The organism is Pseudalkalibacillus sp. R45, assembly GCF_052246725.1.
Lineage (GTDB): Bacteria > Bacillota > Bacilli > Bacillales > Fictibacillaceae > Pseudalkalibacillus.
The window spans coordinates 298219-312874 of the sequence record NZ_JBQQCL010000003.1 but is presented as its reverse complement, the minus strand read 5'-3'; the positions used below and the strand labels follow the sequence as shown (position 1 = coordinate 312874).

At 45.5% G+C, this 14656-nt stretch carries 16 protein-coding genes; 11 read left to right on the top strand and 5 right to left on the bottom strand.

Annotated elements, in window-relative coordinates; all coding sequences use genetic code 11:
* Positions 1-58 precede the first annotated feature (58 nt).
* Entirely contained in the window at positions 59-991 is a 933-nt protein-coding gene (locus ACTWQL_RS09120) for a YitT family protein (protein WP_443142132.1), read from the bottom strand.
* A gap of 490 nt (positions 992-1481) precedes the next feature.
* Here ACTWQL_RS09120 and putP point away from each other — a divergent pair, with 490 nt between their 5' ends.
* A complete protein-coding gene (gene putP, locus ACTWQL_RS09115; RefSeq protein ID WP_443142131.1) occupies positions 1482-2993 on the top strand; it encodes a sodium/proline symporter PutP in 1512 nt (503 codons plus the stop codon).
* A 234-nt stretch (positions 2994-3227) separates the two neighbouring features.
* Here putP and ACTWQL_RS09110 read toward each other — a convergent pair whose 3' ends face one another.
* Positions 3228-4148 (bottom strand): DMT family transporter, encoded by a 921-nt coding sequence (locus ACTWQL_RS09110; RefSeq protein WP_443142130.1) that lies wholly within the window; start codon positions 4146-4148, stop codon positions 3228-3230.
* 130 nt (positions 4149-4278) lie between these two features.
* On the opposite strand from ACTWQL_RS09110, the gene pdxR reads away from it, so the two are divergent.
* The 9 genes from pdxR to ACTWQL_RS09065 all read left to right on the top strand — a co-directional run bounded on the left by pdxR (position 4279) and on the right by ACTWQL_RS09065 (position 12919).
* Positions 4279-5712, top strand: coding sequence for a MocR-like pyridoxine biosynthesis transcription factor PdxR (gene pdxR / locus ACTWQL_RS09105; protein WP_443142129.1), 1434 nt, complete (start codon positions 4279-4281; stop codon positions 5710-5712).
* A 272-nt stretch (positions 5713-5984) separates the two neighbouring features.
* Entirely contained in the window at positions 5985-6275 is a 291-nt protein-coding gene (gene gatC, locus ACTWQL_RS09100; protein WP_261134347.1) for an Asp-tRNA(Asn)/Glu-tRNA(Gln) amidotransferase subunit GatC, read from the top strand.
* Between the two features lie 18 nt (positions 6276-6293).
* Positions 6294-7751, top strand: a complete 1458-nt coding sequence (gene gatA / locus ACTWQL_RS09095) for an Asp-tRNA(Asn)/Glu-tRNA(Gln) amidotransferase subunit GatA (protein WP_443142128.1) — start codon at positions 6294-6296, stop codon at positions 7749-7751.
* Between the two features lie 14 nt (positions 7752-7765).
* A complete protein-coding gene (gene gatB, locus ACTWQL_RS09090; RefSeq protein ID WP_443142127.1) occupies positions 7766-9199 on the top strand; it encodes an Asp-tRNA(Asn)/Glu-tRNA(Gln) amidotransferase subunit GatB in 1434 nt (477 codons plus the stop codon).
* A gap of 341 nt (positions 9200-9540) precedes the next feature.
* Positions 9541-10449 (top strand): diacylglycerol kinase, encoded by a 909-nt coding sequence (locus ACTWQL_RS09085; RefSeq protein WP_443142126.1) that lies wholly within the window; start codon positions 9541-9543, stop codon positions 10447-10449.
* A gap of 59 nt (positions 10450-10508) precedes the next feature.
* Entirely contained in the window at positions 10509-11069 is a 561-nt protein-coding gene (locus ACTWQL_RS09080) for a maltose acetyltransferase domain-containing protein (RefSeq protein WP_443142125.1), read from the top strand.
* Positions 11070-11144: 75 nt separating this feature from the next.
* Entirely contained in the window at positions 11145-11294 is a 150-nt protein-coding gene (locus tag ACTWQL_RS09075) for a hypothetical protein (protein WP_443142124.1), read from the top strand.
* A gap of 342 nt (positions 11295-11636) precedes the next feature.
* On the top strand, positions 11637-12131 hold the full coding sequence (locus ACTWQL_RS09070; RefSeq protein ID WP_443142123.1) for a DUF2243 domain-containing protein: 495 nt from the start codon (positions 11637-11639) through the stop codon (positions 12129-12131).
* A complete protein-coding gene (locus tag ACTWQL_RS09065) occupies positions 12128-12919 on the top strand; it encodes a cytochrome c oxidase assembly protein (RefSeq protein WP_443142122.1) in 792 nt (263 codons plus the stop codon). Before ACTWQL_RS09070 ends, ACTWQL_RS09065 begins: the two co-directional genes overlap by 4 nt.
* A gap of 82 nt (positions 12920-13001) precedes the next feature.
* On the opposite strand, the gene ACTWQL_RS09060 is transcribed toward ACTWQL_RS09065, so the two are convergent.
* From ACTWQL_RS09060 to ACTWQL_RS09050, 3 genes are read right to left on the bottom strand one after another with little or no spacing between them, the layout of a single operon-like run.
* Entirely contained in the window at positions 13002-13241 is a 240-nt protein-coding gene (locus tag ACTWQL_RS09060) for a hypothetical protein (RefSeq protein ID WP_443142121.1), read from the bottom strand.
* A 10-nt stretch (positions 13242-13251) separates the two neighbouring features.
* Positions 13252-13545, bottom strand: a complete 294-nt coding sequence (locus tag ACTWQL_RS09055) for a hypothetical protein (RefSeq protein WP_443142120.1) — start codon at positions 13543-13545, stop codon at positions 13252-13254.
* 12 nt (positions 13546-13557) lie between these two features.
* Positions 13558-13794 carry a hypothetical protein gene (locus ACTWQL_RS09050; protein WP_443142119.1) on the bottom strand — a complete coding sequence of 79 codons (237 nt, stop codon included), beginning with the start codon at positions 13792-13794 and terminating at the stop codon, positions 13558-13560.
* A 122-nt stretch (positions 13795-13916) separates the two neighbouring features.
* Between ACTWQL_RS09050 and ACTWQL_RS09045 the strand changes: the two genes are divergently transcribed.
* Positions 13917-14612, top strand: a complete 696-nt coding sequence (locus ACTWQL_RS09045; RefSeq protein WP_443142118.1) for a YetF domain-containing protein — start codon at positions 13917-13919, stop codon at positions 14610-14612.
* Positions 14613-14656 lie beyond the last annotated feature (44 nt).

Below are 14656 nucleotides of genomic sequence, written 5' to 3'. Positions count from 1 at the left end.
AAAAACCGTGATCCGCGTTATGGAATCCGGTTTTTTTGAACGTTGTGAAACTGGTTGGTCAATGGATATTCCTTTTCCTGAAACGCCCGCCTTTGACGTCATGGATGTCACCGACTGCTAAAAATGCTGTAGGATCGAGTTCCTCGACAATGCTCTTGAGTTTCGCTTCTTCCAGCCGGGTGATGACACAGAAGATAACCTTCTTCGCATCTCCGGTATAAGCACCTTCACCGTTCAAATATGTAACACCTCGACCTAGTCTGGCATTCAATGTTTCTGCAATCTCTTTATGCCGATCACTGATGATCCAGACAGATTTGGAAGACTCGAATCCTTCGATTGTGATATCGATCATTTTAAAAGCGATGAAGTAAGCAATCAAGGAATACATAGCGCGTTCCCAACCGAACACGAAACCTGCACTTCCTAGAATGAAAAGGTTGAAGAACATGACAACTTCACCGACGGAGAATGGTGTTGCTTTATTGAAAAGGATCGCGAGGATTTCAGTACCATCCAATGACCCGCCATACCGGATGACCAGCCCGACCCCAATTCCTAAAATGATCCCTCCGAAAACGGAAGCAAGTAATGGATCATCCGTCAGTACCGGAACGGGGTGTAACCATAAGGTGCATATGGAGAGAGTGGTGACACCGAACAATGTTGTGAGTGCGAAGGTTTTACCGATCTGCTTATAGCCTATGAAAAAGAATGGAAGATTCAATAAAAGCAGCAGATAGCCGAGTTTGATACCACTCAAGTGTGAGAGGATGATGGAGACTCCTACAATGCCTCCATCGATGATTTGATTTGGAACTAAGAAGATTTCTAACCCGATTGCAACAAGCAATGCCCCTAGTGGCACTAGAATGATCCGTTTTGCAAGCTGCGTTTTCGATAACTTTTTATGTTGAGTTTTTGTTTGTGGTTTTGGTTCAAACAGTCCGTCCAACAATTTTTCCCCCTTAACTTTTAAAAACGACTCCATTATTATTATACATGATAAAGAGCCCATTATATTCCGTTAACTAATTTGGGTTTTATAAATAATCGCTGGTTAAAAAGGCAAGATAAGAGGGTATTTCGTGTTGCAAACTCATTAAATGGTAAAAATATCCTTAAATTAATCTTCATAAATTTTTATGAATAGATATTATTATATACGGGTGAAAAGGCTTACATTTCCAAAATATACGTATAATTATACATAGTGATGCTTAGATTTTAATTATCACAATGTTCTAACATTTATATTGTGTTATGGTCTTTAATGGTGGCAACAAATGCGGGATATTTTGTAAGGCGCGAATGAATTATTTTTGCATAATACTTGCATAAGAAGTTACAGGAGGTGCTCTCGTGGAAGAATTCAGTCTATCAGCAGCAACATGGTTTTGGTTACTAGTACCTATGCCATTAGTCGTCATTTTATCTATCATATCGTACTTTGTTGAATCGAAAGGAGAGAATTAATTTAGATGGGTATTGATACGCCTACGTTAATAACATTTATTATTTATCTAGTAGTAATGCTTGCGATCGGGGTTATTTCCTATCGCTTGACAAGTAACTTATCAGATTACGTATTAGGAGGAAGAAGCCTCACGCCCGGAGTTGCAGCACTTAGTGCAGGTGCTTCGGATATGAGTGGTTGGCTCTTGCTTGGCTTGCCAGGGGCTGTATACGCTGGTGGTATGAGTGCTGCATGGATCGGGATCGGTCTATCAATCGGTGCATATTTGAACTGGCAATTTGTCGCAAAACGACTTCGTCAGTATACGGAAGTTTCGAACGATTCGATCACGATTCCGGATTACTTTGAAAATCGTTTCCGTGACAACTCGAAGGTTTTACGTGTAATTTCTGCAATTGTCATCCTATTTTTCTTTACCGTTTATACTGCCTCAGGGCTTGTAGGGGGAGCTAAACTATTCCAATCTTCGTTTGACATGTCATACACTATGGCATTATGGATTGGTGCAGCGGTCATCATCTCTTACACATTCTTAGGTGGATTTTTAGCAGTAAGTTGGACTGACTTCATTCAAGGGATCTTGATGTTCTTAGCCTTGATTATTGTTCCGATTGTTGCAATCCAAGAAGTTGGTGGCTGGAACGAAACAATCAATCAAGTCGGAGCCGTAGATCCTGGATTTGTTGACATCATGGCAGGTATGGGAGGAATTGCAGGATTCCTTGCAATCATCTCTAATCTTGCCTGGGGACTTGGTTACTTTGGACAACCCCATATCCTGACACGTTTCATGGCTGTCAGATCTTCAAGAGATATTCCGAAAGCTCGTATGATCGGAATGGGCTGGATGGTCATTTCCATGTTCGGTGCACTTCTCACTGGTCTTGCAGGTATTGCGTACTTTGCAGATAACCCGCTTGAAGGTGCAGCTTCGGAAACGGTATTCATCCTGTTCACTCAAGTCTTGTTCAATCCTTGGGTCTCAGGAATTTTGCTAGCTGCGATCCTGGCAGCGATCATGAGTACTGTCGACTCTCAACTGCTTGTATCTTCAAGTGCATTAGCGGAAGACTTTTACAAAGCGATCTTGCGTAAGGATGCGTCTGAAAAAGAGCTGGTATGGATCGGCCGTTTCGCCGTACTTGGAATTGCGTTGATTGCTGTATTCATCGCATCTGATTCAAACAGTAAAGTATTGGATCTCGTAAGTTATGCATGGGCAGGATTCGGTGCCGCATTCGGTCCAGTCGTCATCCTGTCACTATTCTGGAAGCGTATGACTCGTAACGGTGCGCTGACTGGAATCATTATCGGTGCAGTAACTGTTGTCGCTTGGAAGCTGCTTTCAACTCCACCAGAAGGAGCAGAACAAACAGAGGCAGTCATTCCATTCGCACTTTATGAAATCGTACCAGGATTCATCCTTGCAACGCTTGCAATCCTCATTGTAAGCATGATGGGCAAAGGACCAAAACAAGAAGTAAAAGAAGAATTCGTAGAAGCAGTGGAAGAATAAAATAGAGATTTAATTGGAAAACCAGCCTTGAAGGTTCACACCTTTTAGGCTGGTTTTTTATTTTTATTGTGTGCCTGACACCAAATGGGAAGCCTTGGCGCTGTTGGGTTTTGGATCGGTGCCAGGCACCATCTGCAATCCCTTGCCCCGCAACAGTTCGTAAAGTGTACCAGGCACCGAACTGGAAACCTTGGAACATTGGCTTCTTTTTCGGTGCCTGGTACAGTCTTCAGTTCAAATGTTGGAGCGGGTAACTTCGCCGTTCCGGAAGAGCTTCAGCAGGATCGTGCGGTTGGTTAGCAGTACTCCGAAGATGATGAGGAAAGCGCCTACGAACATAACCGGCGACAATGCTTCTTCTAGAAACACGTATCCTACGAATATTGCAATCATCGGGGAGATATATAGCCATGTCGCTGGGAAGACTGGATTCGTCTTTGAGATCAGCCAGTAATAGAGTCCGTGCCCTCCGATCGAACCAATCAGGATCAAATAGACGAGGGAGATCTGAGCGTCAGAATTGGCAATAAGTGAGGAGAAGCTTGGATCCTCGACAAAGAATGAAAATAGTGTTAGCATCACTCCTCCGTAAAACATCTGCACGCCGTTCATAAGAAACGGAGAAAAACGCTGCTCCGTCGCAAAGTACTGTTTGGAAAAGACTGATCCGAATCCGTATCCGACTTCTCCGATCAAGACGACGATACATCCGATCAGCCAAAGGTAGGTAAGAGATTCACTGAATCCTGGCATCGAGATGCACACAACACCGACAAGTGCAATCACCAACCCTACGACTTTTACAAAATCAAGTTCAGCTTCTTTCCGTTGTCTCTGGATCAGTAAGATCATCATAGGGCCTGACGCCGAGAGGACGGCTGCCAATCCAGAAGTGATGTATTGCTCTGCCCAATAGAGGGTCGAAAACGACATGAACGTAATACAGAAGCCGACTACAATCAGCTGTCTCGACATCAGTGCCTCGGCAACTCGGTGTTTTTTAAGCGCAAAATAACCTAAAACAAGCAAACCGGCAATAAAGAAGCGGACGCCGCCAGAAAGAATCGGAGTCGCACCTGCTTCGATCCCCACTTTTATAAACAGAAAAGTCGTCCCGAATATAACACAGACAAAAATGTAATTGATCAAAACCATATGATAACCTCCTTTTCAGTTAAGAGGAGTATAATGGAGCTAGTGTATAACAGTTTGACCGGACGTATAACAGTTGTGTTTGTAAACCTTACCATTTACGTTTTACTTAAAGAAAAAGGAGGGGCGGACTATGAAACTGGTCCTGCAGAAAGGTTTGGCGACACCAATCCATCAGCAAATCTATCATCAGCTTCTTAACCGGATCCAGACAAGAGTGATCACTGATGGAGAGAAGATGCCATCATTGCGGTTGTTGTCAAAAGAGCTGGGCGTCAATTATTTAACGATCAATAAAGTTTATCAGCGTTTGGAGGAGGAAGGGCATATTGAAATTCGCCAGGGGAAGGGTGCCTTTGTGAAAAGCTCGTCCGGACGTGTTTTCTTTCAACAATTGGAGAAGGAGCAGCGCTATTTTCCCCTCAATCTCAAACGTTCGCAATACTTGATGCAGCGTCAGAAATTCCATTACGATTTTTCAAAGGCAGTCGTATCGCCGGGTCTGCTCCCGAGTCATTTCCTTGCCCAACAGACAAAAGTGATTCTTGATCAAAACCCGATGATTTTGACGACATATGGACCGGTAGAAGGGGATGAAGAGCTGCGCCAAGAGGTTTCATCCTATCTCGAAGGCCAACTTGGGTATAAGCAGAATCCTGACGAAATCATTATCACGAGCGGAGTTCAGCAGGCAATCAATATCGTAGCTAACACGTTCCTTTCCCCGACGGATACGGTGGCGGTTGAAAGCCCTTGTTACGGGGCTGCTCTCGATACGTTCATGAACAGGGGGAATGCTATATTGCCGATCTCGATCGATCTTGCTGGAATGAGAACCGACCTTTTGGAAGAAGAGTGCAGGAAAAATCCTCCCAAGGTTGTATACGTAAACCCGACGTTCCATAATCCGACGGGGACATCCATGAGTGAAAAAAGGCGTAAAGAGTTGCTTGAGCTTGCTGAGAGGTATCATTTCATCATCATCGAGGACGATTCGTTCAATGAGATTTATTTCGAGGGTGTTCTCCCGCCGAAACCGATCAAATACTTCGATACGACAGGTCATTGCATCTTTTTAAAAGGATTCAGCAAAACGATGGCGCCTGGAATTCGCTTAGGGGCGCTCATTGCAGACCAGCGTCTATATGAGCAGGTCTTTATCGCGAAGGCATCCATCGATGTAGGAAGTCCGTTGTTGAATCAGAAAGCGATCTTACCGTTCATGAAGACAAAGCGGATGAAGGATCATCTTGAAAAATTACGGATCGCTCTGCAAATACGCCGAGATATGACCGCGGAGATTCTTGAGGTTTATCTGAAAGATCGAATCCGCTTTACGCTTCCGATGGGCGGCTTGAACCTGTGGCTAAAGCTTCCGGAGGAGTTAGATGTTCGTGAGTTGCAGAGGCAGGCGAATGACCAGTCGATCTCGTTCCTCCCAGGCAGTGTGTGCTATGCCACGAGCGAAGCGACTCAAGAAATCCGGCTCAGCTACTCAGGACTCACTGACCGTGAAAACACGGAAGGCATCACTAAACTCGCCGCCCTCATCACCGAGATGATGTAAAAAATGGTGTGCCTGACACCAAATGGGAAGCCTTGGCGCAGTTGACTTCTCAATCGGTGCCAGGCACCATTTCAAATCCCTTCCGCCGCAACAGTTCGTAAAGTGTACCTGGCACCGAACGGGAACCCTTGGTACCATTGGCTTCTTTTTCGGTGCCTGGTACAGTCCTTAATTACTGTCTTTAAAGCTTTAACGTGATTGTTGATATGAGCGGGTTCTTTTTGGTATCATCAGTATATTGCAATAGGTACGATTTTTTGGAGGTGGAAGAAGTGGCCCGAATTACGAAGGAAGAAGTAAAGCATGTTGCGAAGCTTGCGCGACTCGCGGTGACTGAGGAAGAAGCGGAAAAGTTCACGAGCCAGCTTGACGCGATCATCGGTTATGCGGAGCAACTTAAGGAATTGGATACAGATGATGTGGAACCGACAACCCACGTCCTTGATATGAAGAATGTCCTCCGTGAAGACGAGGCGAAGCCTTGGTTGACACGTGAGGAAGCACTCAAGAATACACCGGATACACAGAACGGACTTATCAAAGTTCCAGCTGTTTTAGAGTAGGGAGGGAGAAAACCGACGATGTCTTTATTTGAAAAGAAGATCTCAGAGCTGCATGAGCTCCTACATAAAAAGGAAATGAAGGTAAGCGAACTCGTTGACGCTTCCTTTTCAAGGATCAACGAAGTCGACGACAAAGTGAAAGCCTTCCTCACCCTTAATGAAGAAGGCGCGAGAGCACAAGCGAAATACCTCGATAGCAAAATGGGGACCGACGAAATGCGCGGACTCCTTTTCGGTCTGCCGATCGGCGTGAAAGATAACATCTCCACGAAAGACCTGCGTACGACTTGTGGAAGCAAGCTGCTCGCAAACTTCGAACCGGTTTTCGACGCAACGGTGGTTGAGCACTTGAAAAAAGCAGAAACGATCACTGTCGGAAAGCTGAACATGGACGAATTCGCAATGGGTTCATCCAACGAAAACTCAGGCTTTTTCCAAACACGTAACCCATGGAACACAGATTACGTGCCAGGCGGGTCAAGCGGTGGATCGGCAGCGGCGGTCGCAGCTGGAGAAGTCTTTTTCTCGCTTGGTTCAGATACAGGCGGATCGATCCGACAACCAGCGGCATTCTGTGGTGTCGTAGGACTCAAGCCGACTTATGGTCGTGTTTCCCGTTTCGGACTTGTCGCGTTCGCATCGTCGCTTGACCAAATCGGACCGATCACAACAACGGTCGAAGACAACGCGTTTTTATTCCAGGCGATCAGCGGTTATGACAAAATGGATTCCACATCCGCGAACGTCGAGAACAAAGACTACACAGCGGCACTCACTGGCGACGTCAAAGGCTTGAAAATCGCGGTGCCAAAGGAATACATCGGCGAAGGTGTAGACGAAGACGTCAAGAACCATGTCATGGATGCACTAAAAGTCCTCGAAGGCATGGGTGCTGAGTGGGAAGAGGTTTCACTCCCACACTCCAAATACGGTGTCGCGACTTATTACCTGCTGGCATCCTCTGAAGCGTCCTCCAACCTGGCGCGCTTTGACGGTGTCCGTTACGGTGTGCGCACAGAAAACGCGGACAACCTGCTTGAACTTTACAACCACACGCGAAGCGAAGGGTTCGGTGACGAAGTGAAACGCCGGATCATGCTTGGAACATTCGCCCTGAGCTCGGGCTTTTACGACGCGTATTATAAAAAGGCACAAAAGGTACGTACATTGATCAAGCAAGACTTCGACGAGGTCTTTGAAAAATACGATGTTATCCTTGGACCAACTGCACCGACAACAGCGTTCAAGATCGGTGCCAAAACGGATGATCCGCTCACGATGTACGCGAATGATATCCTGACGATCCCAGTCAACTTGGCTGGGGTGCCAGCGATCTCCGTCCCATGCGGACTTTCCAACGGACTGCCTGTCGGACTACAAATCATCGGAAAAGCGTTTGATGAGAATACGATCTACCGCGTTGCTCACGCTTACGAGCAAGCGACCGATCATCATCAAAACAAACCGCAATTGTAAGGGGGGACGAAAAGATGCATTTTGAAACGATAATCGGACTTGAGGTCCATGCTGAACTGAAAACGAACTCGAAGATTTTCTGTAGCTGCTCCACGGAATTCGGAGCGCCGCCGAACACGAACGTCTGCCCGATCTGTCTTGGACACCCAGGTGTTTTACCTGTCGTGAACAAGCAGGCGGTGGACTTCGCGATGCGTGCGGCAATGGCATTGAACTGTGAGATCACACGTGAAACGAAATTCGACCGTAAAAACTACTTCTATCCGGACAACCCGAAGGCGTACCAGATTTCACAATTTGATAAGCCGATCGGTGTCAACGGCTGGATTGAAATCGAAGTCGACGGCACGAAAAAGAAAATCGGCATCACACGCCTCCATATGGAAGAGGATGCGGGTAAATCGATGCATGCTGACGACGGAACGCATTCCCTCGTGGACTTGAACCGTCAAGGGACTCCGCTTGTCGAGATCGTATCCGAGCCCGACATCCGCACACCGGAAGAAGCGTATGCCTATCTTGAAAAATTGAAAGCGATCCTGCAATATACCGAAGTTTCTGATTGTAAAATGGAAGAAGGCTCGTTGCGTTGTGATGCAAACATCTCCCTCCGTCCAGTCGGACAAGAGGAATTCGGTACAAAGGCTGAGCTTAAGAACCTGAACTCATTTGCTAACGTCCAAAAAGGACTCGCACACGAAGAGGTTCGCCAGGAAAAAGTACTTCTAAGCGGTGGAGAAATCCTGCAAGAGACACGTCGTTTTGACGAACAGTCCAAGAAAACGATTCTCATGCGTGTAAAGGAAGGATCGGATGACTACCGCTACTTTCCGGAGCCGGATCTTGTCGGTCTTTCCATCGATCAGGAATGGATCGACCGTGTAAAATCAGAAATTCCAGAGCTACCGGATGCGCGTAAGCAGCGCTATATCGAAGAGCTGAAGCTTCCAGCGTATGATGCGAAGGTTTTAACACAGTCCAAGAAGATGTCAGATTTCTTTGAAGAAGTCTTGGAAAAAGGAGCAGACGCGAAAGCAGCTTCGAACTGGATGATGGGTGAAGTTTCCGCATACTTGAACGTAGAGTACAAGGAAATTGATGAAGTCGCCCTCACACCAGAAGGACTTGCGAAGATGATCGAACTGATCGAAAAAGGAACGATCTCTTCCAAGATTGCGAAGAAAGTCTTCAAAGAATTGATTGAGAAAGGCGGCGACCCAGAGGTCATCGTCAAGGAAAAAGGACTCGTGCAGATTTCGGATGAAGGCGAGCTTCGCGGCATCGTCACCCGAATTTTAGATGAGAACGAACAATCGATTATCGACTATAAAAACGGTAAGGATCGTGCGCTCGGATTCCTCGTCGGCCAAGTGATGAAGGCGACGAAAGGAAAAGCGAACCCGCCGATGGTCAACAAATTGATCGTCGAAGAAATCGAAAAGCGATAAGATTGGAGAAGCCCTTTACGGAGGGCTTCTTTTCAGGTTAGAAGGCAGCGGAGTGACGCATTTTAAAATGCACGACACGATTCAACTTTATCGCTACAAGATTCCTGAAAATCGCGACACCATCAGAAATTATCGCGACAGATTCCAAAAGAATCACGACATTACGCCCCAAATGGCCTCTTCGAAATTGTCACAGAGTATTGTTTTGCATTTTGGATTTAAGGTCACTATAATAAGATGGACGGTAAAATTAATAGGAAATATTTTACACAAATCATGATCGGAGCATTTGTCTCAATCGAACGCTCTGAACCTTATAGAATAAAATCAGGTGATCTATTATGAAACGAGCACGATTAATTTATAACCCGACATCGGGAAGAGAACAGGTCAAGCGCCAGCTGCCTTATATCCTTGAAAAATTGGAGAAGGCAGGCTACGAGACCTCGACTCACGCGACCTGTGCAGATGAAGGAGATGCGACAAGAGCTGCGAAACTAGCAGTTGAACGTGAATTCGACCTTGTCATTGCAGCAGGCGGGGATGGAACGATCTACGAAGCCATCAACGGTATCGCAGAGCTTCCGAACCGGCCGAAGATGGGTATCATCCCAGCAGGAACAACGAATGATTTTGCACGTGCCCTCGGCGTTCCTCGTACCATTGAGAAGGCGGTTGAGGTTTTATGTGATGGCATTGATATTCCAGTTGATATCGGCCGCGTCAACGGAAAATACTTCGTCAACATTGCCGGCGGCGGAAAGCTGACAGAGTTGACATATGCTGTTCCGAGTCAGATGAAAACGATGATCGGCCAGCTAGCGTATTATCTGAAGGGAATGGAGATGCTTCCTTCGATCCGTCCGACCAACGTCAAAATCGAATATGATGATAAAGTGTACGAAGGAGACGTCATGCTTTTCCTGGTTGCAAACACGAACTCGGTCGGAGGGTTTGAAAAACTTGCGCCACTCTCTGAATTCAATGACGGGTACTTCGACCTCATCATCTTGAAAAAAGCGAATCTGGCAGAGTTCATCCGAGTCGCGACTCTTGCGATCAAAGGTGATCATATCCGCGACGATCACGTCATTTATGAAAAGGCAAGGCGCATCAAGATCCATACCGATGAAAAAATGCAGCTGAACCTCGACGGGGAATACGGCGGCTTGCTTCCAGGCGAATTCGTAAACCTCAGGCACCACCTGCAGATGATCGTCCCGAAAGAACGATTCGAAACAGGAAAGTAAACGTAACTGAACCCGACCCGCAAAGTCGGGTTTGTTTTTTTATAGGGAGGGGGAACTTCATGAAAACGGAAAAGGAAAAGATGCTAGCAGGCGAAATGTATAAACCGGCAGACCCTGCACTTATCAAAGAACGGGAGAATGCCCGCAGATTGACGAGATTGGTCAATGAAACGACCGAGACTGAAACGGACAAGCGGGTCTCCCTTATAAAAGAACTGTTCGGATCGACCGGGGAGGAGATCTTTATCGAACCGAGCTTCCGATGTGATTACGGCTCGAACATCCATGCGGGAGAAAACTTTTTCGCGAACTTTGACTGTGTGATTTTAGACGTGTGCAAGGTGACGTTCGGAGACAATTGCATGCTCGCACCTGGCGTACATGTTTACACAGCGACACACCCGCTCGATCCTACAGAAAGGAACTCTGGCAGGGAATATGGAAAGCCGGTGACGTTCGGCGATAACGTCTGGATTGGGGGCGGTGCGATCATCAACCCCGGGTTGACGATTGGAGATAACGTCGTGATCGCTTCCGGTGCAGTTGTGACGAGGGATATACCAGATAATGTCGTAGTCGGCGGCAACCCTGCAAAAATCCTTAAGGAAATCGATGTTTAATTGCTTTTAAGCGATACTCAGTGTACCGGTTGGTCATACTAGTTCATGTATAGAACAACAAGGAGGTCCATTGGTATGGCGAAAAAAGAAAAACTCAATGAAGAAGCGGCATGGAACAACAACCTGGACGCCGCAACACTCAAGAACGATGTGGAACTGTCAGAAGAATTGCAGGATAAAAGAGTTGAAAAAGATGTGAATCCGAAGAGGATCAAGAGGAGCTGAATGGCACATGGACTGACCGTATAGCAGGTCGGTCTTTTTGCTTTAAGACTCCTTATTGTAGGGATAAAAACGGTTTTCAGAGGTAGTCTAAGAACAAAAAATCCAAGGCAGGTGAAAAAATAATGTTTAAGAAAAAACAACGTAAAATACAGACGTTAAATTTGACCATCATCGGCATGAGCTTCAGTGTTCTGCAAACCTTATGGCTTTATAGCAATATACGAGATATTAAAAACAGATTAAAGTAGTGGTAGGATTTTATGCCTGATTTTACACAGCCTGATTCAAACTCTTCAAAAAAGGATAGAGTAATAAAAGCATCAAAACTAGAGGAGGATCCACATGGCTGTTGAATCCATCAACTCACAAAATCACATTACATATTTTAACCGGAATATATGGTCGGGTTTCCTGTTCGGGCTTGGGCTCGTGGCTTTTATTGACGAAACGATTTTTCACCAACTGTTGCATTGGCACCATTTTTATGACAAAACAACGCTCTCTATGGGGCTGATTTCGGATGGTTTGTTCCATGCGTTCAGCTGGTTTGCCACAATTGGAGGTTTGTTCATGTTAGCCGATTTGAAGCGTCGCGGGGCCTTTGTTTTTAAAAGATGGTGGGGCGGAAGCATGCTGGGCGGCGGTGCATTTCAATTCTATGACGGAATCGTCCAGCACAAAATCATGAGGATCCACCAAATCCGGTACGTAGATAATGTGTACATTTATGACTGGGTTTGGAACATCATTGCGGTCATCATGATTATTGTCGGTGGAATGCTCATCAACCGGACGAGCAAGGAATACCGTAGAAAACTGGAAGGGACACAAGCGTGATGGAAGGGTCAATGCATCAAGAGACAGGAACGCAGCTTGTGTTGATGCTGCCGTTTTTGCTCATGATCGGCGCTTATATTTGGGCTGGAATGATAACGAATCGTCATTATAAAACGTGGCCGGTAACCCGTTATGTTTTCTGGGCAGTTGGAATTCTTTGTGCCGCATCGGCTGTTATCGGTCCCATCGCAAACAGAGCCCATGGGGATTTTACGATGCATATGACGGGGCATCTGTTGCTTGGAATGCTTGCGCCCCTCCTGATTGCGATTGCAGCACCAATCACGCTGATTTTAAGGACATTGAATGTAAAATGGTCGAGAAGGATTTCCCGTTTGTTGAAGAGCCGTTTCTTCCAGGTGGTAAGTGATCCAGTAGTTGCCACCCTGCTCAATGTAGGAGGACTGTGGCTTCTGTATACGACTGACCTCTATATGGCGATGCAACATAGCATTGCTTTGCATGTATTTGTGCATTTGCACGTATTTCTAGCGGGCTATATTTTCACAGTTTCGATGATTTATATCGATCCGACACCCCATCAGAGAAGCTACATCTATCGTGGTATCGTGCTGGTATTCGCCTTGGGAGGGCACGGGATCCTTTCGAAGTATATCTATGCTTATCCACCTGCAGGCATCCCTCAGGAGCAGGCGGAAGCGGGCGGAATGCTGATGTATTACGGTGGTGACGCAATCGATATCGTGCTAATCACGATTTTCTGTTACCAATGGTATAAAGCCTCAAGACCGCGGACCACCTCTACCTATCAACCGCAATATAACTAGAGAAATGTTGCCTTAAATTTGAGGCATGAACTTCGTGATGTCAGAAAACAACTTAAAGGTGCAATTGAATCCTAGAATTAAGTTAATAAAGTTGTACCAAGACAAATGTGCCCAGGCAAATGATCAAAAACCAGTAGAGCATGTCTCGCATAGATTTTCGATAAACCGCAAAGATAAGAGAAACTACCGCATAACCTCCTAAGAGTACAATCATCAGATACGACGCCACCTTTGAGTCTGTCTGCATGTAAATAAACAGGCAGATTGCATAAGCGATCAAGGTGGCTAGTGTTATGTAGGTTCCAAGCTTCACACGCTTCACACTACCCCTCCTAAAAAGATTCGTATTCTTCTGAGGTTTCCTCCTTTGGCTTTGAGTGGTAATAGACTCGCACGATCAACAGTATAAACAGGGAGATCCCCACAATCGTAACACCAAGCCCTCCATATCCCATTCCGGACCAGCCCTTTATGAAAGCGATACTGTATACAATCAACGTGGCGCCAAGCTGGAAAATGGTATAGGGCAGGATGTACCAGCGTAATTTTTTTGAAAAATAGATGACCAGCCAGCTGAAAATAATCCAACTGAAACTGATCAAGGTCAGTAATACGATATCGGTCATAACTGTATCCCCCTAGTCGCTTTTCGCTGTCAGTTTTTTCATATAAAAGGATAGGTTGAATGGAATGAGCGGTGCGAAAGCGATCCACCAAAGGCTGGGTGAACCGAGGAAATACAAGGCAGGCAATAGTAGTGAGACTCCGCTTACCATCATCCAGAAAGAATTCCGAGTCATCACGGAAAAAAGAAATAAGAACAACGATACGATGATGCAGCCCCAAAAGATCAAACCAACCCAATAAAAATCCATCAAAACCGCCTCCTATAATTGACATTATATACCTTCTTCAGAAACTTATCGATAGATGCATAGGGAATTAATTGGCGTAACTCGGGCAACCTTAAGGTGATTCATTTAAAAGAGGTGACTCGATGACGATTACAGAACTTTTCTTAAGATTAACCTTATCGTTTTTCGTATTATTTGTATTGACAAGAATTATGGGAAGAAAAGAAATCAGTCAATTGACGTTCCATAATTTCATTTCTGCAATTGCCATTGGAACGATCGCAGGATCTCTTGCAGTAAATTCAATGTTAAGCATACGAAATGGTCTCCTGGCTTTAGTTGGCTGGACAGTCTTTACATTACTATTAAGTCTTCTTGATCTCAAATCGAAAAAAGCCAGGAAGCTTTTGAGTGGAGATCCAGTCGTTGTAATTAAAAAGGGAAAAATCATGGAAAATTCCCTTAGGAAAACACAGTTAAGTATAGATGCACTCAATGTCATGTTACGGAAAAAAGGGGTCTTTACCCTTTCCGATGTGGATTTTGCTGTATTTGAAACAGATGGCACATTATCCGTCATGAAAAAAGGAAGTAAGCAACCCCTGACAAAGAGTGATATGAACATGTTACAACCGAGTAGGAGCAGTTCAGTCGGCACAGAGGTGGTGTCAGAAGGGAAAATCAATGAAAGCAATTTATCTAAACTGCACCTCGATAAAACTTGGCTCGGCCAAAAACTCCGGGAATCAGGTGTTCAGGAGATCTCTGAAGTCTTTTACGCTGAAGTCCAGCAAGACGAAACACTATACATCGATAAATACGATGACGTCATCCAATAAAACAATAGTGCCTGGCACCGATTTGAAACCCAGATGTACCAGGG